This is a genomic window from Mycobacterium sp. SMC-15 (assembly GCF_045310925.1).
Lineage (GTDB): Bacteria > Actinomycetota > Actinomycetes > Mycobacteriales > Mycobacteriaceae > Mycobacterium.
This window is the reverse complement of the sequence record NZ_JBJIAJ010000013.1, coordinates 71,266-94,780: the sequence shown is the minus strand read 5'-3', so window position 1 is coordinate 94,780 and position 23,515 is coordinate 71,266. Positions and strand designations below refer to the sequence as shown.

The 23,515-nt window shown below is 67.9% G+C and carries 21 protein-coding genes and 3 tRNA genes; 10 read left to right on the top strand and 14 right to left on the bottom strand.

Annotation, left to right across the window (positions count from 1 at the left end; translation table 11 throughout):
* The first annotated feature begins 42 nt into the window (after positions 1-42).
* The 5 genes from gyrB to ACJH71_RS18680 all read left to right on the top strand — a co-directional run bounded on the left by gyrB (position 43) and on the right by ACJH71_RS18680 (position 5,762).
* The gene (gyrB, locus tag ACJH71_RS18700; protein WP_406759477.1) at positions 43-2,058 is read left to right on the top strand and encodes a DNA topoisomerase (ATP-hydrolyzing) subunit B; all 2,016 of its coding nucleotides are present in this window, start codon (positions 43-45) and stop codon (positions 2,056-2,058) included.
* Between the two features lie 82 nt (positions 2,059-2,140).
* Positions 2,141-4,636: a DNA gyrase subunit A gene (gyrA, locus tag ACJH71_RS18695; protein ID WP_406759476.1), complete on the top strand. Its 2,496-nt coding sequence runs from the start codon at positions 2,141-2,143 to the stop codon at positions 4,634-4,636.
* Between the two features lie 55 nt (positions 4,637-4,691).
* Positions 4,692-5,519, top strand: a complete 828-nt coding sequence (locus tag ACJH71_RS18690; RefSeq protein WP_406759475.1) for a DUF3566 domain-containing protein — start codon at positions 4,692-4,694, stop codon at positions 5,517-5,519.
* An 84-nt stretch (positions 5,520-5,603) separates the two neighbouring features.
* A tRNA-Ile gene (locus tag ACJH71_RS18685) sits at positions 5,604-5,677 on the top strand.
* A gap of 12 nt (positions 5,678-5,689) precedes the next feature.
* Positions 5,690-5,762 (top strand) — tRNA-Ala (locus ACJH71_RS18680).
* Between the two features lie 30 nt (positions 5,763-5,792).
* On the opposite strand, the gene cwsA is transcribed toward ACJH71_RS18680, so the two are convergent.
* Positions 5,793-6,218 carry a cell wall synthesis protein CwsA gene (gene cwsA, locus ACJH71_RS18675; protein ID WP_406759474.1) on the bottom strand — a complete coding sequence of 142 codons (426 nt, stop codon included), beginning with the start codon at positions 6,216-6,218 and terminating at the stop codon, positions 5,793-5,795.
* 40 nt (positions 6,219-6,258) lie between these two features.
* Between cwsA and ACJH71_RS18670 the strand changes: the two genes are divergently transcribed.
* Positions 6,259-6,807: a peptidylprolyl isomerase gene (locus ACJH71_RS18670; protein ID WP_406759473.1), complete on the top strand. Its 549-nt coding sequence runs from the start codon at positions 6,259-6,261 to the stop codon at positions 6,805-6,807.
* A gap of 19 nt (positions 6,808-6,826) precedes the next feature.
* On the opposite strand, the gene ACJH71_RS18665 is transcribed toward ACJH71_RS18670, so the two are convergent.
* Entirely contained in the window at positions 6,827-7,258 is a 432-nt protein-coding gene (locus ACJH71_RS18665; RefSeq protein ID WP_406759472.1) for a PH domain-containing protein, read from the bottom strand.
* A gap of 141 nt (positions 7,259-7,399) precedes the next feature.
* Positions 7,400-7,684, bottom strand: a complete 285-nt coding sequence (crgA, locus tag ACJH71_RS18660; protein ID WP_024442104.1) for a cell division protein CrgA — start codon at positions 7,682-7,684, stop codon at positions 7,400-7,402.
* A gap of 92 nt (positions 7,685-7,776) precedes the next feature.
* On the opposite strand from crgA, the gene ACJH71_RS18655 reads away from it, so the two are divergent.
* The gene (locus ACJH71_RS18655; RefSeq protein ID WP_406759471.1) at positions 7,777-8,526 is read left to right on the top strand and encodes a DUF881 domain-containing protein; all 750 of its coding nucleotides are present in this window, start codon (positions 7,777-7,779) and stop codon (positions 8,524-8,526) included.
* Positions 8,527-8,618: 92 nt separating this feature from the next.
* On the top strand, positions 8,619-9,287 hold the full coding sequence (locus ACJH71_RS18650; RefSeq protein WP_406759470.1) for an aminodeoxychorismate/anthranilate synthase component II: 669 nt from the start codon (positions 8,619-8,621) through the stop codon (positions 9,285-9,287).
* Positions 9,288-9,308: 21 nt separating this feature from the next.
* On the opposite strand, the gene pknB is transcribed toward ACJH71_RS18650, so the two are convergent.
* The 7 genes from pknB to ACJH71_RS18615 form a co-directional block, all read right to left on the bottom strand.
* Positions 9,309-11,183 (bottom strand): Stk1 family PASTA domain-containing Ser/Thr kinase, encoded by a 1,875-nt coding sequence (gene pknB / locus ACJH71_RS18645; RefSeq protein ID WP_406759469.1) that lies wholly within the window; start codon positions 11,181-11,183, stop codon positions 9,309-9,311.
* Positions 11,180-12,412, bottom strand: coding sequence for a protein kinase domain-containing protein (locus ACJH71_RS18640; protein ID WP_406759468.1), 1,233 nt, complete (start codon positions 12,410-12,412; stop codon positions 11,180-11,182). Before ACJH71_RS18640 ends, pknB begins: the two co-directional genes overlap by 4 nt.
* Positions 12,409-13,890, bottom strand: a complete 1,482-nt coding sequence (pbpA, locus tag ACJH71_RS18635; RefSeq protein WP_406759467.1) for a D,D-transpeptidase PbpA — start codon at positions 13,888-13,890, stop codon at positions 12,409-12,411. Before pbpA ends, ACJH71_RS18640 begins: the two co-directional genes overlap by 4 nt.
* Positions 13,887-15,296, bottom strand: coding sequence for an FtsW/RodA/SpoVE family cell cycle protein (locus ACJH71_RS18630; RefSeq protein WP_406759550.1), 1,410 nt, complete (start codon positions 15,294-15,296; stop codon positions 13,887-13,889). Before ACJH71_RS18630 ends, pbpA begins: the two co-directional genes overlap by 4 nt.
* A 50-nt stretch (positions 15,297-15,346) precedes the next feature.
* Positions 15,347-16,798, bottom strand: a complete 1,452-nt coding sequence (locus tag ACJH71_RS18625; RefSeq protein WP_406759466.1) for a PP2C family protein-serine/threonine phosphatase — start codon at positions 16,796-16,798, stop codon at positions 15,347-15,349.
* Positions 16,795-17,262 (bottom strand): FHA domain-containing protein FhaB, encoded by a 468-nt coding sequence (locus ACJH71_RS18620; RefSeq protein ID WP_406759465.1) that lies wholly within the window; start codon positions 17,260-17,262, stop codon positions 16,795-16,797. The genes ACJH71_RS18625 and ACJH71_RS18620 overlap by 4 nt, the downstream gene beginning before the upstream one ends.
* Positions 17,263-17,413: 151 nt before the next feature.
* Positions 17,414-18,898, bottom strand: coding sequence for an FhaA domain-containing protein (locus ACJH71_RS18615; protein WP_406759464.1), 1,485 nt, complete (start codon positions 18,896-18,898; stop codon positions 17,414-17,416).
* A 257-nt stretch (positions 18,899-19,155) separates the two neighbouring features.
* Between ACJH71_RS18615 and ACJH71_RS18610 the strand changes: the two genes are divergently transcribed.
* Positions 19,156-19,238, top strand: a tRNA-Leu gene (locus ACJH71_RS18610).
* A gap of 47 nt (positions 19,239-19,285) precedes the next feature.
* Here the strand turns inward: ACJH71_RS18610 and ACJH71_RS18605 are convergent.
* Entirely contained in the window at positions 19,286-20,464 is a 1,179-nt protein-coding gene (locus ACJH71_RS18605; protein ID WP_406759463.1) for an IS481 family transposase, read from the bottom strand.
* 207 nt (positions 20,465-20,671) lie between these two features.
* Entirely contained in the window at positions 20,672-21,316 is a 645-nt protein-coding gene (locus tag ACJH71_RS18600) for a TIGR03086 family metal-binding protein (RefSeq protein ID WP_406759462.1), read from the bottom strand.
* 63 nt (positions 21,317-21,379) lie between these two features.
* Here ACJH71_RS18600 and ACJH71_RS18595 point away from each other — a divergent pair, with 63 nt between their 5' ends.
* A complete protein-coding gene (locus tag ACJH71_RS18595) occupies positions 21,380-22,336 on the top strand; it encodes a helix-turn-helix transcriptional regulator (RefSeq protein WP_406759461.1) in 957 nt (318 codons plus the stop codon).
* On the opposite strand, the gene ACJH71_RS18590 is transcribed toward ACJH71_RS18595, so the two are convergent.
* Both ACJH71_RS18590 and ACJH71_RS18585 read right to left on the bottom strand, forming a co-directional pair.
* A complete protein-coding gene (locus ACJH71_RS18590) occupies positions 22,333-22,758 on the bottom strand; it encodes a tautomerase family protein (protein ID WP_406759460.1) in 426 nt (141 codons plus the stop codon). The two genes, ACJH71_RS18595 and ACJH71_RS18590, sit on opposite strands and share 4 nt — an antisense overlap.
* Before the next feature lie 31 nt (positions 22,759-22,789).
* Positions 22,790-23,491 (bottom strand): SDR family oxidoreductase, encoded by a 702-nt coding sequence (locus ACJH71_RS18585; protein ID WP_406759459.1) that lies wholly within the window; start codon positions 23,489-23,491, stop codon positions 22,790-22,792.
* Positions 23,492-23,515 lie beyond the last annotated feature (24 nt).

The following is a 23,515-nucleotide window of genomic DNA, read 5'->3' as shown; positions in this document are numbered from 1 at the left end:
CGTCGAATGCTGGCTTGCGAACCTGAGGAGAGCTCCCCGACCGTGGCTGCCGAAAACAAGTATGGTGCCGATTCGATCAAGGTTCTCGAAGGCCTCGAAGCCGTCCGTAAAAGACCCGGTATGTACATCGGCTCCACCGGTGAACGCGGTCTGCACCACCTGATCTGGGAAGTCGTCGACAATGCCGTCGACGAAGCGATGGCCGGCTTCGCCTCGAAGGTGACGGTCCGCATCCTCGAAGACGGAGGTGTCGAGGTCACCGACGACGGTCGAGGCATCCCGGTCGCGATGCATGCCACCGGCGTACCCACGGTGGATGTCGTCATGACCGTTCTGCACGCCGGCGGAAAGTTCGAGGAAGGCGCCTACAGCGTCTCCGGCGGTCTGCACGGTGTCGGTGTCTCGGTGGTCAACGCGCTGTCGACCCGCCTGGAAGCCGACATCTTCCGGGATGGTTTCGAGTGGTTCCAGACCTATGACAAGTCGGTTCCGGGAACCCTGCGCAAGGGTGAGAAGAGCAAGAAGACCGGCACCACCATCCGATTCTGGGCCGATCCGGACATCTTTGAGACCACCACCTATGACTTCGAGACGGTCGCGCGGCGCCTGCAGGAGATGGCGTTCCTCAACAAGGGCCTGACCATCGACCTGACCGATGAGCGGGTGCGGGTCGAAGAGGTCGTCGACGAAGTGGTCAGCGACACCGCCGAAGCACCCAAGACCGCCGAGGAACAAGCCGCCGAGGCGGTGGCCCCGCACAAGGTCAAGCACCGTGTCTTCCACTACCCCGGCGGCCTGCGCGATTTCGTTCAGCACATCAACCGCAGCAAGACCGCGATTCATCCGACCATCGTCGATTTCGACGGCAAGGGAACCGGACACGAAGTCGAGATCGCCATGCAGTGGAACGGCGGCTACTCGGAGTCGGTGCACACCTTCGCCAACACCATCAACACCGCCGAGGGCGGTACTCACGAAGAGGGCTTCCGGTCGGCGTTGACCAGCGTCGTCAACAAGTACGCCAAAGACAAGAAGCTGCTCAAGGACAAGGATCCCAACCTCACCGGCGACGACATCCGTGAGGGTTTGGCCGCGGTCATCTCCGTGAAGGTGTCCCAGCCGCAGTTCGAAGGCCAGACCAAGACCAAGTTGGGCAACACCGAGGTCAAGTCCTTCGTGCAGAAGGTCTGCAACGAGCAACTCGGCCACTGGTTCGAGGCCAACCCCGCCGAAGCCAAGACCATCATCAACAAGGCGGTCTCGTCGGCGCAGGCCCGGATGGCTGCCCGCAAGGCCCGGGAGTTGGTGCGGCGCAAGAGCGCGACCGATCTGGGCGGCCTGCCGGGAAAGCTGGCCGACTGCCGCTCCAATGACCCGACCAAGTCCGAACTGTATGTGGTAGAGGGCGATTCGGCTGGCGGCTCCGCGAAGAGCGGTCGCGACTCGATGTTCCAGGCGATCCTGCCGCTGCGCGGCAAGATCATCAACGTCGAGAAGGCACGGATCGATCGCGTCCTGAAGAACAACGAAGTCCAGGCGATCATCACGGCCCTGGGCACCGGTATTCACGACGAGTTCGATATCTCCAAGCTGCGCTATCACAAGATCGTGCTGATGGCCGACGCCGATGTCGACGGCCAGCACATCTCCACGTTGCTGCTCACCCTGCTGTTCCGTTTCATGCGGCCGCTGGTGGAGCACGGGCACGTGTTCCTGGCGCAGCCGCCGCTGTACAAGCTCAAGTGGCAGCGCGGAAACGACGCCGAATTCGCCTACTCCGACCGCGAGCGGGACGGTCTGCTGGAAGCCGGCAAGGCCGCCGGCAAGAAGATCAACATGGACGACGGCATCCAGCGCTACAAGGGTCTTGGTGAGATGGACGCCAAGGAGCTGTGGGAGACCACCATGGATCCGACCGTGCGAGTGTTGCGCCAGATCACCCTCGACGACGCCGCGGCCGCGGACGAGCTGTTCTCGATCCTGATGGGCGAAGACGTGGAGGCTCGGCGCAGTTTCATCACGCGCAACGCGAAAGACGTTCGCTTCCTCGATGTTTAGCGATGTAGGCCGGCGTTCCAGTGACGTCGGCGAGATATCGCGACATCTGACCTGACTGACTTCTTCACAGAGCGAGGAATAGATGACAGACACCACGCTGCCACCCGGAGACGACTCGGTGGACCGGATCGAGCCGGTCGACATCCAGCACGAGATGCAGCGCAGCTACATCGACTACGCGATGAGCGTGATCGTGGGCCGTGCGCTGCCCGAGGTGCGCGACGGTCTCAAGCCGGTGCACCGCCGGGTCCTCTACGCGATGTATGACTCCGGATTCCGGCCGGACCGCAGCCACGCGAAATCGGCACGCTCGGTTGCCGAAACGATGGGCAACTACCACCCGCACGGTGACGCCTCGATCTACGACACCCTGGTCCGGATGGCCCAGCCGTGGTCGCTGCGCTATCCCCTGGTCGACGGCCAGGGCAACTTCGGCTCGCCGGGCAACGACCCAGCGGCCGCGATGCGTTACACCGAGGCCCGGCTGACCCCGCTGGCCATGGAGATGCTCCGCGAAATCGACGAGGAAACAGTCGATTTCGTTCCGAACTACGACGGCCGGGTGCAGGAGCCGACGGTGCTGCCCAGCCGGTTCCCGAACCTGCTGGCCAACGGCTCCGGCGGTATCGCCGTCGGCATGGCGACCAACATCCCGCCGCACAACCTTCGCGAACTGGCCGAGGGCGTGTTCTGGTGCCTGGAAAACTACGACGCCGACGAAGAGACCACGCTCGAAGCGATGATGGAGCGGGTCAAGGGCCCGGACTTCCCCACTTCCGGTCTGATCGTCGGTTCGCAGGGCATCAGCGACGCTTACCGCACCGGCCGCGGCTCCATTCGGATGCGCGGCGTAGTGGAGATCGAAGAGGACTCGCGCGGGCGGGCCCTGCTGGTCATCACCGAGCTGCCGTATCAGGTCAACCACGACAACTTCATCACGTCGATCGCCGAGCAGGTGCGCGACGGAAAGTTGGTGGGAATCGCCAACATTGAGGATCAGAGCAGTGACCGCGTGGGCCTGCGCATCGTCGTGGAGATCAAGCGCGACGCCGTGGCCAAGGTGGTGCTGAACAACCTCTACAAGCACACCCAGCTGCAGACCAGCTTCGGCGCCAACATGCTCTCGATCGTCGACGGCGTGCCGCGCACCCTGCGGCTGGACCAGATGATCCGTTACTACGTGGCGCATCAGCTGGACGTCATCGTGCGGCGCACCCGTTACCGGCTCCGCAAAGCCGAGGAGCGGGCCCACATCCTGCGAGGTCTGGTCAAGGCGCTCGATGCCCTCGACGAGGTCATCGCCCTGATCCGGGCATCGCAGACCGTCGACATCGCTCGCCAGGGCCTGATCGAGCTGCTCGATATCGATGACATTCAGGCGCAAGCGATCTTGGACATGCAGCTGCGTCGGCTGGCTGCCCTGGAACGCCAGAAGATCATCGATGAATTGGCCAAGATCGAAGCGGAGATCGCTGATCTCAAGGACATCCTGGAGAAGCCCGAACGGCAGCGCGCCATCGTGCACGACGAGCTGGCTGAGCTCGTCGAGAAGTTCGGCGATGACCGGCGTACCCGGATCATTGCCGCCGACGGCGACGTCGCCGACGAAGATCTGATCGCCCGCGAGGACGTCGTCGTCACGATCACCGAGACCGGCTACGCCAAGCGCACCAAGACCGATCTGTACCGCAGCCAGAAGCGCGGCGGTAAGGGTGTGCAGGGCGCCGGCCTCAAGCAGGACGACATCGTCGCGCACTTCTTCGTCTGCTCGACGCACGACTGGATCCTGTTCTTCACCACACAGGGCCGGGTGTACCGGGCCAAGGCCTACGAGCTGCCGGAGGCGCTGCGCACGGCCCGCGGCCAGCACGTCGCCAACCTGCTGGCCTTCCAGCCCGAGGAGCGCATCGCCCAGGTCATCCAGATCAAGAGCTACGAAGACGCGCCGTATCTGGTGTTGGCCACCCGCAACGGTCTGGTCAAGAAGTCCAAGCTGACCGACTTCGACTCGAACCGGTCCGGCGGCATTGTCGCGATCAACCTCCGGGACGGCGACGAACTGGTGGGCGCCGTGTTGTGCTCGGCGGAGGAGGACCTGCTGCTGGTGTCGGCGAACGGTCAGTCCATCCGGTTCTCGGCGACCGACGAGGCGCTGCGGCCGATGGGCCGCGCCACCTCCGGTGTGCAGGGCATGCGGTTCAACGCCGACGACCGGCTGCTGTCGCTCAACGTGGTTCGCGACGACACCTATCTGCTGGTGGCCACCGCCGGCGGATACGCCAAGCGGACCGCGATCGAGGAGTACACCGCGCAGGGTCGTGGCGGCAAGGGAATCCTCACCATTCAGTACGATTCACGGCGAGGCCGACTGGTCGGGGCGCTGATCGTCGACGACGACAGTGAGCTCTACGCGATCACCTCCGGCGGCGGAGTGATTCGTACCGCCGCACGGCAGGTTCGTAAGGCCGGACGGCAGACCAAGGGCGTTCGGTTGATGAACTTGGGCGAGGGCGACACACTGATAGCGATTGCGCGGAACGCCGACGAAGAGGCGGCCGACGAGGACTCGGGCAGCTGATCCGACGTCAGATCCGGCCGCGGGGCGGTCGGGACACGCAGGTAAGGAGTCGTGGGTGAGCGCACCGAACGAGCCGGGGCACCCGGGCAACGGGGGCAAGGCGGAGCCGGCCGGCAACGGTCCGGCCGACGCAGGTCAGCGGCCCCCGGGCCGGCCCGGCCGGATCACCGAGACCGGGGAGGCACCGCCGTGGCAACGCGGTGGCCAGCCCAGGCCGCCCGCCGCGGCCCGTCCCGGAGAGGCCGGTGCGCACTCCCCCGGCGTTGACGAGCGGCTACGCCGGTTCGTCTCCGGTACGGCTGCCCCGACAACACCGCCGGCGCCCGGTGCGCCGCAGCAGGCCGCGGCCAAGGGTCCTGCTCAGGCCAAGCCCCCGGCCCAACCGGCCAAGCCGGCAGCCAAGGCCGCGCCGCCGGTCAAGCCCGCCCAGGCGGACGACGCCTACGCCAGCGAACTGCCGGATCTGTCCGAGCCGGCGCAGCGGCGCTCCGCGGTCCGCCGCCCCCAGGTTGCGGCGGGGCCGCGCGGTCCGCTGCGGGCCAGCATGCAGATCCGACGGATCGACCCCTGGAGTGCCCTCAAGGTGTCGCTGCTGCTCTCGACTGCGCTGTTCTTCGTCTGGATGATCGCGGTGGCCGTGCTCTACGTCGCCCTGGGCGCGATGGGCGTCTGGAGCAAGCTGAACAGCAACGTGGGCGACCTGTTGACCAACAACAGTGCCGCCGAACTGGTTTCCGCCGGTTCGATTTTCGGCGGCGCCGCGCTGATCGGGCTGGTGAACGTCGTGGTGCTGACCGCCATGGCGACCCTCGGGGTGGTGATCTACAACCTCAGCACCGACGTCGTCGGCGGCGTGGAGGTAACCCTGGCTGACCGGGACTGACCGGCCGCGTGCCCTGGCCTTTTAGTGGCATTTTGGTCGGGGGGCGTTCGGTGCGGTAATCTCGCTCGGTCGTCAGACGACTACGGGCCTATAGCTCAGGCGGTTAGAGCGCTTCGCTGATAACGAAGAGGTCGGAGGTTCGAGTCCTCCTAGGCCCACGAGTCCCACCAGGGGCCTTAGCTCAGTTGGTAGAGCGCTGCCTTTGCAAGGCAGATGTCAGGAGTTCGAATCTCCTAGGCTCCACAATGCGAACGCGACAGCGTCGCCTGCGTACTAAATCTTGTGCTGTGCGTCCACGCTCGGTGGGCGCGGCCCCGGCTCCTGCGGCCGGTTCGAGCGGCGGATCAACACCGCCACCACCCCGCCCGCCAGCAGTGCCGCCCCGGCGGCCGCCACCAGCAGCCAGGACCGGCGAACATGACGGCGCGGGGCGCTACCTTCCAACAGCTCCGGAAAAGCGGCGACGGCTTCCTGGGCGGCGGCCAGCTCCCGGGCCGCGGCCTCGGCGGCCTCGGCGACCCGGTCGGACAGTTGGCTCTCCCGATAGCGTCGACGCAATTCCACCGCGCCGCGGCGCACTGCGTCGCCACTGAGCCCCACGGCGCCACGGGCCACGTCCACCGGCCCGGCAGCGGTATGGGCCAGCCCGCGCGTCAGGCGCTCTCGGTGGGTCAGCGGGGTCTCGGTCGCCAGGCGCATGGGCACAACGCTACCCGTGACGTAGCCCACCACGCCGCGAATGGCAGACTGTGATCCCATGACCTCCAGCTCCATTGCCACCGCAACTGCCACGCTGCACACCAACCGCGGCGACATCAAGATCGCGCTGTTCGGCAACCACGCCCCCAAGACCGTCGCCAACTTCGTCGGCCTGTCCCAGGGCACCAAGGAGTACTCGACCACCAACGCCTCCGGCGGTTCGTCGGGGCCGTTCTATGACGGCGCGGTGTTCCACCGGGTGATCAACGGCTTCATGATCCAGGGCGGCGACCCGACCGGCACCGGTCGCGGCGGCCCCGGCTACAAGTTCGAGGACGAGTTCCACCCCGAGCTGGTGTTCGACAAGCCCTACCTGCTGGCCATGGCCAACGCGGGCCCGGCCACCAATGGCTCGCAGTTCTTCATCACCGTGGGCCAGACCCCGCACCTGAACCGCAAGCACACCATCTTCGGTGAGGTCGTGGACGCGGACTCGCAGGCCGTTGTGGACGCCATCGCCACCACCGCAACCGACCGTGCCGACCGGCCCACCGAGCCCGTCGTCATCGAGTCGATCACCGTCGCCTAGCAGCGACGCGCGGCTGTTGTCAGCGGCCGGTGTAACCGGCCGCTGACAGTACCTCGAACACATCGCGCGGGTCGGTCCCCAGATCCCACCGCGACAAGATCAGCATCTGGTCATCGCGCGTCTCGATCTCCAGGAGCCGGTGCTTGCGCCCGATGCGCTGATACTCCGTGACCCGGAGCCGGGTGAGGCTGTCCGGGGCCAGCACTGTGGTGCTCCACCAACCGCGCACCGCCAGGCCATCGAATGTCAGCGCAAGCTTGGGCCGGGCTCGCCAGGAGAGCCCGGCAAACAACAGCAGGCCGACTCCGGCAATGCCGGCCAGAACACGTCCGGGCGTATCTGTGGCGATCGTCACAGTGCTGATAGCTAACAATGCCCCGACAAGCGCGCAACCAGCGATTCCGCCGGCCGGCGGCGACCATTCCGTTTGCTCGTGCCTGTCCTGAGTCATTTCGACCTGCGGGTTTCAAAGTTATCTACAGGAGTTGTCCACAGTGGGGATAAATCACATCGATGTGATTGAGCAATTGCTTGGTTGCCCAGCTGGCATCGGCGGCAGCCCGAAATGACCGAAATACCGCGTCTGCGCAGCTCAGTGCCAGCGCATGGTGAGCAACAGCCCAGTGATCATGAAGGCAAACGCGATGGCGTAGTTCCACGGGCCAAGCTCGGCCATCCAGTTGAGTGCCGCGGGAGCGTCCAGCCCGGTGGCGCCCAGCTGATACACCATCAGCCACACCAAGCCGAGGAGCATCAGCCCCAGGAACAGTGCGACGAACCATGTGCTCGATGGGCCACCTTTGACCTTGACCGGGGTACGGCTCACCGACGAGGGGGTGAAGCTGGTGGTCTTCTTGCGAACCTTGGACTTGGGCATCAGTACCTCGGGAAAGTGCGGCGTGAAGCTGCGAGTATGGGTCGGTACGAGATTAGCCCAGCAGGATAACCCAGCCGAGAACGGGAGAGCCGATGGAGCGCAACGGGCCGCCGTCCTCCCCGTGGCGGGTCGGAGTTCCGCTGGTCTGCCTATTGGCCGGCCTGCTGCTGGCGGCCACCCACGGGGTCTCCGGCGGCAAAGAGATTCGACGCGGGGATGCCCCCCGGCTGGTCGATCTGGTCCGCTCGACGCAGGCCACCGTGGAAGAACTCACCGCCGAGCGCGACACGCTGGCAACCGGCGTGGGATCCGTACACGGCCGAGGCTCCGGCGTTGCGCTGTCGGCGATGCGCAAACGCACCGAGCAGCTCGCCGCGGCGGCGGGTTTGGAGGCGATGCACGGACCGGGCCTGGTGGTAACGCTCACCGACGCCCAGCGCGACGCCAATGGCCGGTTCCCCCGGGACGCCTCCCCCGACGACCTGGTGGTGCACCAGCAGGACATCTCGGCCGTGCTCAACGCGTTGTGGAGTTCCGGCGCCGAAGCCGTGCAGATGCAGGACCAGCGGATCACCGCGGCGTCGGCACCGCGCTGTGTGGGCAACACCCTGCTGCTGGAGGGCCGAACCTACAGCCCGCCCTACGTGGTGACCGCGATCGGTGACCCGGCCGCGATGCAGGCCGCCTTGGCCGCGGATCCCCTGATCACCCTCTACAAGCAGTACGTGATCCGTTTCGGTCTGGGCTACAGCGAGCAGGTCAGTACCGACCTGGAGGTGGCCGAAACGCCGGCCGTCGCTCGGATGCGCTACGCCGTGCCGGCCGGGCCGGTCGACTACTGACACCGGTACCCGCGCCGCAAGCGCCGATCGCCAGCGCGGCGGATCCGGGCGCAGCGGGTCGTCGCCATTAACACGGCGGTAGCCTGTGGGGCGTGCGGATCCTCGTCGTCGACAATTACGACAGCTTTGTGTTCAACCTGGTCCAGTATCTGGGCCAGTTGGGTGTGCAGGCTGCCGTCTGGCGCAACGACGACGCCCGCCTTGCCGACCCGGCCGCCGCCGTGGCCGACTTCGACGGAGTGCTGCTCAGCCCCGGGCCGGGCACGCCGGAACGCGCCGGCGCCTCGATCGCCCTGGTCGGTGCGTGTGCGGCCGCCGGGATCCCGGTGTTGGGAGTGTGCCTGGGGCACCAGGCGATCGGCGTCGCATTCGGCGGCACCGTGGGGCGGGCGCCGGAGCTGCTGCACGGCAAGACCAGCACCGTCTTCCACACCGATGCCGGGGTGCTCAAGGGTTTGCCGGACCCGTTCACGGCCACCCGCTACCACTCGCTGACGATCCTGCCCGAGACGCTGCCGCCGGTTCTGGAGGCCACGGCGCGCACCCGCGGCGGGGTCATTATGGCGGTGCGGCACACCGAGCTGCCCATCCACGGGGTGCAGTTCCACCCGGAGTCCATCCTCACCGAGGGCGGTCACCGGATGCTGGCCAACTGGCTCGGCTACTGCGGTTACTCCTGCGACGACGCCCTGGTGCGCCGGCTGGAGGAGGAGATCGCCGCGACCGTGCAGACGGCCCGCCCACCCGCGCCCGTCGTGTAGCCGGTCGCGGGCAGAGCCGCGCTACTGGCCGAAGCGCAACGTGATGTTGCCGTCGGTGTTCACACCCTGACCTGCCGCCGGGCTCTGGTAGAGCACCCGGTTGTGGCCGGAACCGCCGGCGTCGACGTCGGCGCCCTTGACCAACATCCCGGTCCAGCCCAGTGCCCGCAGCTGCGGTTCGGCGTCGGTCCAGAACATGCCGGCCAGATCCGGCATCACGAACTGGTTGCCCCGCGACACCCGCAGTTCGATCACCGCATCGACGGGCACCGTCTCACCGCTGGGCGGACTGGTGGCGATCACCTCACCGGCCGGCCGCGGACTGTCCACCGTCACCTCGGTGATCTTGGTGAAGCCGTAGACGGTCAGGTTCTTCTGCGCCAGGTCCAGGGTCTGGCCGGTGACGTCCGGAACGGGCTTGGTGGCCGGGCCACTGCCGATCACGATGATGATCTCGTTGGTGACCGCCGTGGTCTGATTCGCCGGCGGGTTGGTGCCGACCACCTTGTCCTTGAGCTCCGGCGTCGACGGCGAGTTGACCTGTTTGAACTTGCCGAACCCGGCGGCGGTCAGCTTCTTGACCGCGTCGGCGTAGCTCAAGGTCGCCACATCGGGAAGCTGGCGCTGTTCGGGCCCGTAAGACACGTCGACGGTGATCTTGTCGCCCTTGTTGGCCGGCGCGCCGGCGGGCGGATCGGTGCCGATCACATGGTCCGGCGGGACGGTGGAATCGGCGCGCTGCTCGGTGCGGGTCTTGAAGCCCTTGTTCTGGAGTTCGGCGATCGCGTCGACCGAGGCACGGCCGCTCACGTCGGGAACCTGGATCTGGTGGGTGCGTCCGCCGAAGGTGTTGATCGAGACCGTCACGATGACGGTCAGCACGGCGAGCACGATCGCGGCGATCAGCCAGCGGCCCACCGAGCCCGGCCGCTCGTGGCCGAAGTCGAGCTCCTGGCGGGGCAGCGGGTCGGTCTGAGCCCCGATGCTGTCGCCGGACCGCGGCGTCATGATCGAGGCACGGTCGGCCGCGGTCAGCACCCGGGGGGCTTCGGGGGTCTCCCCGTTGTGCACCCGCACCAGATCGGCGCGCATCTCGGCGGCCGTCTGATAGCGATTGTCGGGATTCTTCGCCAGCGCCTTGAGCACCACGGCGTCCAGGTCCGCGGGCAGGCTCGGGAGCCGCTGCGACGGGGGTACCGGGTCTTCGCGGACGTGCTGGTAGGCCACCGCCACCGGTGAGTCGCCGACGAAAGGTGGGTCGCCGGTGAGGATTTCATACAGCACGCAGCCCAGCGAGTACACGTCGGAGCGCGCATCGACGGTGTCGCCGCGAGCCTGTTCGGGCGACAGGTACTGAGCGGTGCCGATCACCGCGGCGGTCTGGGTGACGCTGTTGCCGGCGTCGGCGACCGCGCGGGCGATGCCGAAATCCATGACCTTCACCGCGTTGTGCGTGTCGATCATGATGTTGGCCGGCTTGACGTCGCGGTGGACGATGCCGTGCTGGTGGCTGAAGTGCAGCGCTTGGCAGGCGTCCGCGATCACCTCGATGGCCCGGATGGGCGGCATCGGGCCGTCGTTGTGCACGATGTCGCGCAGCGTGACGCCCTCGACGAGTTCCATCACGATGTAGGGCAGCGGCCCGGCCGGGGTCTCGGCTTCACCGGTGTCGTAGACGGCGACGATCGCCGGGTGGTTCAAGGCGGCGGCGTTCTGCGCCTCCCGCCGGAAGCGCAGGTAGAAGCTGGGATCGCGGGCCAGGTCGGCGCGCAGCACCTTCACGGCGACCTCGCGGTGCAGGCGGGTGTCGACGGCGCGGTGCACTTCTGACATCCCGCCGAAGCCGAGGATCTCGCCGAGTTCGTAGCGGTCGGAGAGCCGCTGCGGCGTGGTCATTGCGCGGTCCTGTGCCAGGTCCATCCCGACGGGTGCGCGGGTGGTGTCGCCGACGGCGATTCAGAGCTCGACGAGCTGGTCAGTGGCGCCCCGGTGTCGGTGACGGTGGCCGGCGCCAGGGAGCCGCCCGGGCTCTTGGCGTTGACCACGATCAGCACCGCGATGATGATCGCCAGCGTGCCCAGCACGCCGGCCGCCCACAGCAGCGCGCGCTGTCCGGCGGTGAATGTGCGTCGGGGTGGCGGCGTGCGATGGTTGCCGGTGCTGGGCCGGGCCCGGCGCGCCGCGGTGGCCCGGGCCGACACCGGCGGTGCGGCGCGGGTGGCGGCACCCGACGGGATGGCCGACGGGGCGGCACGCCCGGCCGGCAGTGCCTGACTGGGCCGGGTGGGACGCCGGCCGGATCGCACCGCGGCCACGGCGTCGGCGAACGGGCCGCCGCTGCGGTAGCGCGTCCCCGGGTTCTTGGCCAGCGTGATCTCGATCAGCTCGCGCACGTTCGGCGGCAACTCGGCCGGCAGCGGTGCCGGCGGCTCCTTGATGTGCTTCATCGCGACGGTCAGCGCGCCGTCGCCGGTGAACGGCCGACGGCCGGAGAGCACCTCGTAGCCGACCACGCCCAGGGAGTACACGTCGCTGGCGGCCGTGGCGTCCTGGCCGAGTGCCTGTTCGGGGGCGATGTACTGGGCGGTGCCCATCACCATTCCGGTCTGGGTGACCGGCGCGGCGTCGACGGCCTTGGCGATGCCGAAGTCGGTGATCTTCACCTGGCCGGTGGGCGTGATCATGATGTTGCCCGGCTTGACGTCGCGGTGCACCAGTCCGGTGCTGTGCGCCACCTGCAGGGCGCGCCCGGTCTGCTCCAGCATGTCCAGGGCGTGCCGCAGCGACAACCGGCCGGTCCGCTTGAGCACCGAGTTCAGCGGCTCACCGTTGACCAGCTCCATCACCAGGAACGCGGTGCGGCCCTCGCCGTCCAGCTCGGTCTCACCGTAGTCGTGCACGCTGGCGATACCCGGGTGGTTGAGCATGGCGGTGTTGCGGGCCTCGGCCCGGAACCGCTCGATGAACTCCGGGTCGGAGGAGAACTCCGGCTTGAGCACCTTGACCGCGACGCGGCGGCCCAACCGGTTGTCGACGGCCTCCCACACCTGGCCCATACCGCCGGTGGCGATGAGTCGCTGCAACCGATAACGCCCGGCCAGTGCCGCGCCGACCTGGGGACTCATGATCGCCCCTGCAGGGCGGCTTGAATGACGGCTCGTCCGATCGGTGCGGCCAGCGCACCGCCGGTGGCGGCCAAGCGATCGCCGCCGTCTTCGACCAGGACGGCAACGGCCACTTTCGGGGCGTTGGCCGGGGCAAAGGCGATGTACCACGCGTGCGGCGGGGTGTTCCGCGGATCGGGACCGTGTTCGGCGGTGCCGGTCTTCGACGCGATCTGTACGCCCGGGATGGCCCCCTCCTGCTGGGTCACTCTTTCGGCGTCGATCATTAGTTCAGTTAGCTTAGCCGCGACCTGCGAGGACACTGCACGGCGCTGCTCGTGCGGTTGGGTGGTGGCAATGCCCGCCAGGTCGGGACCCTCCAGCCCGCCGACCAGGTATGGCTGCATCGTCAGGCCGCCGTTTGCGATGGTCGCCGCGATGACCGCGTTCTTCAGCGGTGTCACCGCGACATCCTTCTGGCCGATGCTGGTCATGCCGAGTGCGGCAGCGTCGCCGATCCGGCCGATGGTGGACTCCGCGACCTGTAGGGGCATCGGTTCGGGGGTGATGTCCAGACCGAACCCCTGGGCGGTACTGCGCAAGGCGTCCACGCCGGTACGAATACCCAACTGGACGAAGGCGGTGTTACACGATCGAGCGAACGCCACCCGCAGGGGAACGGTCTGCTCGTTGCCGCCCTCGCAGGTGTTGCCGCCGTAGTTCTCCAGCGTGACGGTGCTGTCGGGCAGCGCGATGCGCGCCGCGTTGGTCAGCTGGTCGTTCTCACTGACTCCGGCCTGCAGCGCGGCGGCCGTCGTGATGACCTTGAACGTCGAACCCGGCGGGTAGGTCTCGCTGATGGCGCGGTTGGTCAGCGGTGAGGCGGGGTCGTCGCGCAGCCGTTGCCAGGCCTGTCCCTGCAGGGCTGAATCGTGCGAGGACAGCAGGTTGGGGTCATACGACGGCGCCGATACCATCGCCAAGACCTTGCCGGTGCTCGGCTCCAGGGCCACCACCGCACCGCGACAGCCGCCGGTGCAACCCTTCTGCATCGCCTCCCAGCCGGCTTGTTGCACGCGGGGTCGGATGGTGGTCTCCACCGTGCCGCCACGCGGGCTGCGGCCGGTGAAGAAGTCGGCCAACCGCAGCCCGAACAGCCGCGGGTCCGAACCGTTGAGCACGGTGTCCTCGGCGCGCTCCAGGCCGCTGCTGGAATACCGCAGCGAATAGAAACCGGTGACCGGCGCGTACACCGCGGGGTCGGGGTAGATGCGCTGGTATTTGATCCGATCGTCGGTGGCCACCGAGTAGGCCAGCAGCTGGCCGGCAGCGGTGATCTGGCCGCGTTGCCGGGAGTATTCGTCGAGCAGCACCCGCTGATTGCGCGGGTCGGCGCGAAGCCCGTCGGCGGCGAAGACCTGGGTCAGGGTGGCGTTGCCCAACAGCAGCACGATCAGCGCCATCAGGGTCATCGTGACGCGGCGCAGGGAGGTATTCATACGCGCTCGATCACCGCCGTGCCGGTGTCACCGATCGGGGCCGGGCGTGCGGGCTGGGTGCTCAGCGGCCGGCGGGCGGCGTGCGAGACACGCAGCACGATCGCCAGCAGCACATAGTTGGCCAGCAAGGACGATCCGCCGTAGGACAGCCACGGGGTGGTGAGCCCGGTCAGCGGAATCAGCTTCGTCACGCCCCCGACCACGATGAACAGCTGGATTCCCAAGGTGGCGGCCAATCCGGCGGCCAACAGTTTGCCGAAGCTGTCGCGCACCGCGATCGCCGTCCGCATGCCGCGCACGATCACGATGGTGTACAGGATCAGCACGCCGGCCAGCCCGACCAGACCCAGCTCCTCCCCGAACGCGGCGATGATGAAGTCTGTCGACGCCGCGGGCACATAACCGGGCTGCCCGTTGCCCAGCCCGGTGCCGAAGATGCCGCCGGTGGCGAAGCTGAACAGCGACTGCACCATTTGATAGCCGACGCCTTCGGGGTCGGCGAACGGGTCCAGCCAGGTCTGCACCCGCACCCGGACGTGGCTGAACAGGAAGTAGGCGGCCACGCTGCCGGCGGTGAACAGCAGCATGCCGATCACCATCCAGCTGAACCGGCGGGTGGCCAGGTACACGACCACCAGGAACGACGCATACAGCAGCAGTGAGGTACCGAGGTCCTTCTCGAACGCCATCACCCCGACCGAGATCACCCAGGCGGCCAGCAGCGGTGCCAGGTCGCGGGGTCGGGGCAGGTTCATGCCCAACACGTGCTTGCCGGCGCTGGTGAACAATCGGCGCTTAGACACCAGCACCGCGGCAAAGAAGATCAGCAGCAAGATCTTGGAGAACTCGGCGGGCTGAATTGAGAAGCCCGGCAACCGAATCCAGATCTTGGCACCCTGGCGCTCGGACAGTGACGCGGGCAGCAGGGCAGGGATCACCAGCAGCACCAGGCCGGCCAGGCCGCAGACGTAGCCGCTGCCGGAGAGCTGGCGGTGGTCCTTGAGCGCGACCAGCACCAGGGCGAAGACTCCGACGCCGACCAGTGTCCACAGCATCTGCGCGCTGGCGCCGGGACGGGCGTCGGCGCCGTCGATCCCGACCCCGAGATCGATGCGGTGGATCATCACCAGACCCAGGCCGTTGAGCAGGGCGACCACCGGCAACAGCAGCGGGTCGGCGTACCGCGCCGACCGGCGGATCACCAGGTGCGCGAAGCCGAACAGCACCAGAAACGCCACCCCGTAGCCGACCAGGTCCCAGCGCAGGCCCTGCTCGTGACCGGCCTCGACGATCAGCATCGCCACCGCGATGATCACGGTCGCGAAGCACAGCAGCAGCAGTTCGGCGTTGCGTCGATCCGGCAGCGCCGGGGTCAGCGCCACCGGTGGGTGCGGCGCCGTGCTCACCTCGCGCCGCTCCTTCTCCTCGCTCCCCACGGCATCGTCGCCGGCGCGGGTCATGAGGCCGCCCGGCAGTCGGTCCCCGGTTCTGGAGGGGCCGGCGGCAGGTTGGTCAGGGTGGGCAGGCGCGACTTTCCGGAGGTCGGTGGGGGCGGCGGTCCGGGCCGCGGACCGGTCGGCACCAGCCCCGGGGCCGGGGTGCGCGACGGCGTCGAACTGGTACCGGCGGTGGTGCCGTGCGGGCACGGCGGCAGCAGTGAATCGCGCGCCAGATTGCGCAGTTGGGTGATCGCGTCATCGAGGGTGCCGGCGGGCAGGCCGTTGCTGACCTGCTGGCGAGCCGGCGGGCGGAGGTCTTGCAACGTCATCAGCCGGCAGCTCAGCTTGTCACCGGACTGGCTGAAACTGATCTGCACCAGCTCGCCCTTGCTGTCCAGACAGCCGAGCAGATACGGCTCCTGCAGCGGCACACCCAGGATCGAACCCTGCACACCGCGCATGATCGCCACCGTGCCGCCGTAGGCGGTGACGTAGTAATTGGTGCGGACGACCGCGCGCCCGACCAATAACCCGGCGCCCAGCAGTGCCAGCAGCAGCGCCGCGACGAGGAACTTGCGGCGCCGGGAACGGGGCGGCCGGTCCGGGGTTTCGATGCGCGGCAGCACGCGCTTGGCGACGGTCTTGCGCGGGGAGATCGCCGACGCCCGACCGGCGGCGGTGTCCAGGGAGATCAGGTGGTCGTCGTCGTTGTCGGAGACCGCCCCGGCCAGGATCGGCTGGGTTTGGCCGTAGTCGACGTCGACGACGTCGGCCACCACCACCGTGACGTTGTCGGGGCCGCCGCCGCGCAGCGCCAACTCGATGAGCCGCAGCGCGCAGTCGTTGACGTCGGGGATCTCCAGCGCCTCGTGGATGGTCTCGGTGCTCACCGGGTCCGACAGACCGTCAGAGCACAGCAGATACCGGTCGCCGGCCTGCGCCTCGCGCATGATCAGCGTCGGCTCCACCTCATGGCCGGTCAGGGCGCGCATGATCAGGGAGCGCTGTGGATGGCTGTGCGCCTCCTCCAAGGTGATGCGGCCCTCGTCGACCAGGGTCTGTACGAAGGTGTCGTCCTTGGTGATCTGGGTGAGCTCGCCATCGCGCAGCAGGTAGCCCCGGGAGTCGCCGATGTGGGCCAGCCCCAGCCGGGGGCCGGCGAACAGGATCGTGGTCAGTGTGGTGCCCATGCCTTCGAGCTCGGGATGCTCTTCGACATAGGCCGCGATCGCCGAGTTGCCCTCTTGCACGGCGCTTTCCAGCTTCGCCAGCAGGTCGCCGCCGGGCTCGTCGTCGTCGAGATGCGCCAGCGCGGCGATCACCAGCTGGGAGGCGACTTCACCGGCCGCGTGCCCACCCATGCCGTCGGCCAACGCCAACAGCCGGGCTCCGGCGTAGACGGAGTCCTCGTTGTTGGAGCGCACCAGACCGCGGTCGCTGCGGGCGGCGTACCGCAGAACCAGGCTCACCGGCGGAGCTCGATCGCGGTCTTGCCGATTCGTATCGGCGTGCCGACCGGAACCCGTACCGCAGTGGTCACCTTCACCCTGTCAAGGTAGGTGCCGTTGGTCGAACCCAGATCTTCGACATACCATTCCGTACCTCGCTGAGATAGCCGAGCGTGCCGGGTGGAGGCGTAATCGTCGGTAAGCACCAGTGTCGAATCGTCGGCGCGGCCCACCAGAACCGGCTGATCGCTGAGCGCGATGCGTGCCCCGGTCAGCGGTCCCTCGGTCACCACCAGGTGCCGCGCGCCGGTCCGTTGCTGGCGCGGCGGCAGCAGCACCCCGCGGATCGACAGCCCCCGGCGGACCATCACCGCACCGGTGGGTGCGTAGATGTCCGTCCGCAATATCCGCAGCACGGACCAGATGAACAGCCACAACAACGTCAAAAAACCGGCTCGCGTCAGCTGCAGCACCAGTCCCTGCATCCGGCGTCCTCTCCGTCGTCGCGCAGCCCATGGCGTGCTCCTTGCGGAGCACTTCGGCAAAGTCACGATACTTGGGCGCGGGGGGCCGTAGGGCAAAGCGGCAGCGCTTTGCTAGTTCAGATTGTCGGTCGAGTGGACGCTGCCGCCGTGCCTAGTGGACCCGGACGATGATCTCGGAGTGGCCCAGCCGGATGACATCACCGTCGGCCAGCTGCCACTCCTGGACCGGGGCATTGTTCACCGTGGTGCCGTTGGTGGAGTTCAGGTCCGACAGCAGGGCCACCCGGCCGTCCCAGCGAATCTCGAGGTGACGGCGCGACACCCCGGTGTCCGGCAACCGGAACTGGGCGTCCTGGCCGCGGCCCACCACGTTGGCACCTTCGTGCAACTGGTAGGTCCGGCCGCTGCCGTCGTCGAGCTGCAGGGTGACCGACGCCGGTGCGGAGTAGGCGCGCTGGCCGTAGCCGCCCTGGCCTTCGCCGTAACCGCCTTGAGCCTGCTGGCCGTAGTCGTAGCCCCCTTGGGCGCCTTGACCCTCGCCGTAGCCGCCGGGCGCGGGCTGGCCGTAGTCGTAGCCGGCCGGAGCAGGCGGGGCCTCGCCGTAGCCGTAGCCGGGCTGGCCGTAGTCCTGCCGACCGTACTGGCCACCCTGGTCATACCCACCCTGGTCCGGGTAGGCGGGGCGCTGCTCGTACTGGCCCTCGGGGTAGGCGTAGTCATCCTGGCGGGCCGGCGGGCGGTCGTATTCGCCGTAGCCGGGCTGGCCGCCGGCCGGGTAGGCCGGTGCCGCGGGCTGCTGGTGCTGGGGGTAGCCCTGCTCGTAACCGGCGGGCGCGCCGTAGCCGCTGGGCGGACGCTGCTCGTAGGGCTGGGCCGGCGGGGCGGGAGGGGCATAGCCGCCGCCCTGGCCGGGGTAGCCGCCCTGCTCGGGGTAGCCGCCCTGCTCGGGGTGGCGGGGCGGGGCGTACCCGCCGGGGCCGCCCTGGCCCTGGTCGGGGTAGGCGCCGCGCTGCTCATGCTGCTGGTAGTGGTCCCCTTCGGGGCCGTAGGGGCCACGGGGGTCCTGACCGCCGCGAGCATCGTCGGCGGGCCGGCCGTAGCGGGGGTCGTAATAGTCGTCCCCGGGACGATCCTGCCCGTGGGCGCCGCGGTAGCTCGGGTTATCGGTCATCGGTGGCACTCCTGATTCTGCGGTAAACGCATGAACTGATTGTGGCGGGCGGGATTCGTTGAGCGTCTTGAGGGGGCTGGCGTCAGGATTGACGCCACCCCGTGCGCGGACCTGTCCGGTACGCAGGTTCGGCGACTGCTGGAACCGGACAACCACATCACCATACGTTTGCCACCCCTGTTCGCCGATGTAGCCGGCCAAGTGCCGGGCGAAAGCCTTCGACGTCAGATCCTGGTCGGCGCCCATTTTGTCGTAGTCGTCTCTACCGAGGGTAATGACGTATTCGTTGGGTGCCAAAAGTTGATTTCCCGCTAGTGAGCGCACCCCGGCGGCGGCTTCGCGGCGCAGCGCAGCCTCGACTTCCTCGGGGAGAACTTCCCCTCCGAAGACCCGGGCCATCGCATCCTCCACAGCGGATTCGAGTTTGCGCTCGATGCGATGAACCAGCCCACGCTGGCTGTCCAAGCTGCTACCCGCCTTACTCTCCGCCGCCACTAGCCGTATCGGGACGCTGCTGCGGCGTGTCGCTCAGCTGCATCCGCCCTGGACATGGTATCGACCCGGGGTGCCACGGCGGCACCCTTCTACGGCGGAGAATCGGATAAGACCAGGTCACGAAGGGATCACGGCGGCTTAGATGGGAGCCGGGCGGTGCTGGGCCGCAGGTCCGGAGCCGATTTTTAAGGGGTAAGGGGACCCGTGATACGCTCCCCCGGTTGCTCGGGCGAGTGGCGGAATGGCAGACGCGCTGGCTTCAGGTGCCAGTGTCCTTCGGGACGTGGGGGTTCAAGTCCCCCTTCGCCCACAGTGTGATGAGTCGGGTCATGGGTTACACATGAGTCGCGTCATCGGTTACAGATTGCCCCGGCTTTTGCCGGGGTTTTTCTGTTTGTTGGGCCAGTAGTTGTGGTCGGGGTCGATGTGGTGGCTGGCGATGACGTGGTGGCCGGTTTTGCTGATGACGGTGACGGTGGTGGCGGTAACCAGGATCAGCACGGGGGTGCTGGCGTGGGCGCGGCCGATACCGAGGTGGTGTAGGCGGCTGCCGTGGCGCAGGGTGAGTTTGCCGAAGTGGTCGACGACGTCGGTGCGTAGCCGGATGGCAGTGCTGGGTTGGTTGGCGGGGGTGGCTTTGGGGCGGGCGAGGTAGGCCTGTTCGGGGGTGAGGTGGTGCGGGTGGGCGCGGTGGCCACGCTCGGTGTTGTAGACGGTGCGGAAGGTATCGAGCAGGCTTTGCAGTTCGGTGAGTGTGGCTGGGCGGGGTCGTGCGGCGAGCCAGCGTTTGAGGGTTTGGTGGAAGCGTTCGATTTTTCCTTGGGTTTGGGGGTGGCCGGGGTGGCCGTTTTTCTGGGTGATGCCCAGGGCAGCTAGGAGTCGTTCGAAGTCGTTGTGGCCGCCGGTGAATCGGGAGGTGTAGACCGAACCGTTGTCGGTGAGTGTGGCTGCGGGCAACCCGAATTCGAGGCTGGTGGCGGTGAAGCTGGCGACGACGTCGGGGCCGCTGGCGCGGCGGTGGGCGGTGCACGCCAGTAGGTAGCGGGAGTGGTCGTCGAGCCAGTTGAGGATCTCGGTGTCGGTGCCATCAGCCAGGGGCCAGTGGGTGAAGTCCGATTGCCAGCATTCGTTCGGTTGTTCGGCGGCGAAGCGGTGGTAGGAGCTGCGGGGGCGTTTGCGTGGTTGGGGGGTGATCAGGCCGTGGTGGTGCAGGATGCGCCGGATGGTGGAGGTCGATGGCACTGGCAGGCCTTGGCGGGCCAGGTGGTTTTGCAGGGTGATGGGTCCGGCGTCCAGGCCTTCGGCGGTGAGTTTTTCGCGGAGTAAAACGATGGCGGCGATGACGTCATCGGAGATCCTGCGGGGGTTGCTGGCGGGGCGTCGGGAGCGGGGTTCGAGCGCATCGAGGCCGCCGGCACGGTAGCGGGCTAATAAGCGGTAGAGGTGTTGGCGGGATAGCCCGTAGGTGCGGGCTGCAGCAGTCACCGACAGGTTTCCGCTGAGGACTTCCAGGACGGCCACACGCGCTTTGGACATGACCCATGACTGTCACCTATGACCCGACTCATCGACCATCACCGCAGGTGTCACCCATGTCCCGACTCACCTGTCACCTATGTCATGAACTCACACACCCCTTCGCCCACAGTTGTGATCTCTCGGGAGATCCCGGACAGGCCGAACCCTTATTAGGGGTTCGGCCTGTCCTATTTGTAGGGACGGCTTCGGGTCCGCCGGGACAGATCACCAGAGCGGATCGCGGCCGTTCCAGGCGATGAGCCGGTCAATGGCGGGGGCGTCGTCGGGAATGGCGACGGCTTCGGCGAACGGCATGGCCACCTCGTCCAGGCCCATCGCGGCAGAGATCTGCGCGTAGAGCGCCCGGCGGTTCTCGGCCGGCAGGATCCGGTGCGCCGATTGCAGGGCCGCGGCGATCACCGTGTCGTCCCAATCGGGCTGCTGACCGGTGGCCGCCGCGAGGTCCCAGGTGTGGACCGTGATCTCCGAGAGGTAGGAGGCCAGGACGTCGGCGCCGCTGCCTTGGATCCACGGCAGGGCCATGGGCTGTTGGAGGACGGCGTCGTCGCCCCAGGCGTCGGCGGCACGTCTGCTGGACTCCCGCCACGCATCGGCCCAGCGATCGTCGGAGATCTGCGGTTCGGCGACGGCGAACGGGTCCTCGCCGTTGCCGAGTGCGGCAATGCGGTCAACAACTCCGACCAGGTGAATCAGCATGGCCTGCACGTTCATCTCGGTGCAGGGCGTCAGGTTGGCGAACTGGTCAGAGCGGACGCCGGCGATCACGGCGGCGGCAGTGGCAATGGCACGGTCGAGGACGGGCCGCGGGTCGGTCAGAGGGGCTGCGGAAGAACTGGTCGGTGTGGTCATGGCGACATTGTGGTCACCATAACCGGACACCTTGTGGCCGGTTTTATGTGCGAGTCTGCTGGGGTGCGCGCTGACCGGCTGCTAGCCACCCTCCTACTGCTGCAACAACGCCAGCAGGTCACCGCGCTGGAGGTCGCCCGGGAACTGGAGGTGTCCGAGCGCACCGCCCGCCGCGACCTCGACGCGCTCAGCGTCGCCGGCGTCCCGGTGTACTCAATGCAGGGCCGCGGCGGCGGGTGGCGCCTGCTGGGCGGCGCTCGTACCGACCTCTCGGGGCTGACCGCGAGCGAAGCCCGCGCGCTGTTTCTGGTCGCCGGACCCGCTTCGACGGCAACCCCGGAAGTCAAGGCCGCCCTGCGCAAGCTCGTCCGCGCGCTGCCCGAGCCTTTCCGGGAGCAGGCCGAGGCCGCCGCGACATCCGTGGTGGTGGACCCACGGCGGTGGGGAGCTCAGGTGGTGCCTCGGCCGCCGCGGTTTCTCGACGCGCTGCAGGAGGCGGTCATCCGCGGCGTGCAGGTATGGCTCGGTTACGTCGACAGCAAGGGCGCCGAGACCGAGCGGACCGTCCACCCCCTGGGCATCGTTGCCAAGGGCCCGACCTGGTACTTGGTCTCGCATACCGAGGTGGGCCGCCGTACCTTCAGAATCGATCGTGTCTCGTCGGTCGAGTTGACCGAGGAGCCCGTCCAGCGGCCTACGGGGTTCGACCTTGCCGAGAGCTGGCGTGAGATCGCCGACGAGGTCGACCGCAAGCGCACCCCGCTCGAGATCCAGGCGGTGTGCGCACCTGACGGGCTGGGCCTGCTCCAGAGCATGCTCGGTGGGCGCCTCGACGTGGGCGGTCCTACCCCCGATGGCCGGATCGAGGTGGTGATTCGCGGCTACAACGAATACGCCCTCGCCGGCGAACTCGCCGGGCTTGTCGAATGGCTCGAGATAACCGGTCCGCAGGGCGTGCGTGACCATCTGGCCGCGATCGGTACCGCGCTGGCGGCGCGGTACCGGGGAGCGCCCCCCTAGTACGCCGACGCGACGTTCTCCTTGGCCCACCGCTTCTCGGCGTCCGATCCCCCCGGCGGCGGAACCAGGCCGTTGATCATCCACAGTTCCTCGCTGGTCTCGTCGACGTGGAATTCCGAGTGCAGGCCCGGATGCCGCTCGAGCGTGGGGCTAAGAATCTGGTTGATCCATTCGGCGATCCGCCGGCGGCCTTCCTTGTCGTGGGCGTGCCGGGCGATGTGGTCGATGACGACGCGAATACCCACTGGCGTCGGCTCCCCCCCGACGTAGAAGTCCTCCGGCGCGGTCTCGTGGAAGACGGTGACCACATAGAAGCGTGGCAGCCCGGCACCCTCGTAGTGGTCGGTGATGCGGGCGGCCAGCGCGTGCTTCTGCTCGGCGGTGAAGATGCCCGGGGTGTGGTGAATTGTCCACAGTGGCATGACGGTTCAGTGCTCCTTCGTGATCAGACGCTCAGTGCGGCAGGGCGAACGACAGCTTTTCGACCGGACCAGACAGTGCGGCTTTGACACCGACAGACACGTCGTCGGCCAGCACTTCGAGGGCACCGGATTCCAGTCCGTCGACGATGCGCCGGGCCACCTCGGCCGGGGTGACCTTGGCCGCGCTGATCGCCGAGACCATGTCGGTATCGATGAACCCGGCGTGCACGCCGACCACCTGCGTGTGCTGGGCCGCCAGCTCCGTGCGCAGCGAGTTGGTCACCGACCAGGCAGCGGCTTTGGAGGCGCCGTAGGCACCGGAGCCGGCCAGCCAGGACAACACCGAATGCATGTTGACCAGCGCCCCGCCCCCGTTGGCCGCCAAGATCGGCGCGAACGCGCGGGCCACCCGCAGCGGCCCAAAGACATTGATGTCGAAGGTGGTGGTGATGTCGGCGAAGTCGCCGGTCAGCAGCGCGGCAGGCAGCAGGATGCCCGCGTTGTTGAACACGATGTCGGCGTCGCCGGCGGCCTGGGCCAGCGCAGCGACCGACTCGGGGGACGTCACTTCGAGGGTGTGGGCCACCACCCGGGGGCGTTCGTCGGTGAACGCGGTGCGGGCCGTCGAGTACACCTTGGCCGCACCGCGGGCCAGTACCTCGTCCACCAATGCCGCTCCCAGCCCCCGCCGGCCGCCGGTGACCACCACGACCTTGCCTTCGATTGCAACCATTTCCCGATCCCTTCCGTCCTGACT

Coding starts and splice junctions, on each gene's coding strand:
- ACJH71_RS18620 (WP_406759465.1), bottom strand. CDS start 17,262: ATGCAGGGACTGGTGCTGCAGCTGACGCGAGCCGGTTTTTTGACGTTG.
- ACJH71_RS18655 (WP_406759471.1), top strand. CDS start 7,777: ATGGAGCGCAACGGGCCGCCGTCCTCCCCGTGGCGGGTCGGAGTTCCG.
- ACJH71_RS18670 (WP_406759473.1), top strand. CDS start 6,259: ATGGCAGACTGTGATCCCATGACCTCCAGCTCCATTGCCACCGCAACT.
- crgA (WP_024442104.1), bottom strand. CDS start 7,684: ATGCCCAAGTCCAAGGTTCGCAAGAAGACCACCAGCTTCACCCCCTCG.
- ACJH71_RS18665 (WP_406759472.1), bottom strand. CDS start 7,258: ATGACTCAGGACAGGCACGAGCAAACGGAATGGTCGCCGCCGGCCGGC.
- ACJH71_RS18600 (WP_406759462.1), bottom strand. CDS start 21,316: ATGACCACACCGACCAGTTCTTCCGCAGCCCCTCTGACCGACCCGCGG.
- ACJH71_RS18605 (WP_406759463.1), bottom strand. CDS start 20,464: ATGTCCAAAGCGCGTGTGGCCGTCCTGGAAGTCCTCAGCGGAAACCTG.
- pbpA (WP_406759467.1), bottom strand. CDS start 13,890: ATGAATACCTCCCTGCGCCGCGTCACGATGACCCTGATGGCGCTGATC.
- ACJH71_RS18585 (WP_406759459.1), bottom strand. CDS start 23,491: ATGGTTGCAATCGAAGGCAAGGTCGTGGTGGTCACCGGCGGCCGGCGG.
- ACJH71_RS18590 (WP_406759460.1), bottom strand. CDS start 22,758: ATGCCACTGTGGACAATTCACCACACCCCGGGCATCTTCACCGCCGAG.
- ACJH71_RS18640 (WP_406759468.1), bottom strand. CDS start 12,412: ATGAGTCCCCAGGTCGGCGCGGCACTGGCCGGGCGTTATCGGTTGCAG.
- pknB (WP_406759469.1), bottom strand. CDS start 11,183: ATGACCACGCCGCAGCGGCTCTCCGACCGCTACGAACTCGGCGAGATC.
- gyrA (WP_406759476.1), top strand. CDS start 2,141: ATGACAGACACCACGCTGCCACCCGGAGACGACTCGGTGGACCGGATC.
- cwsA (WP_406759474.1), bottom strand. CDS start 6,218: ATGCGCCTGGCGACCGAGACCCCGCTGACCCACCGAGAGCGCCTGACG.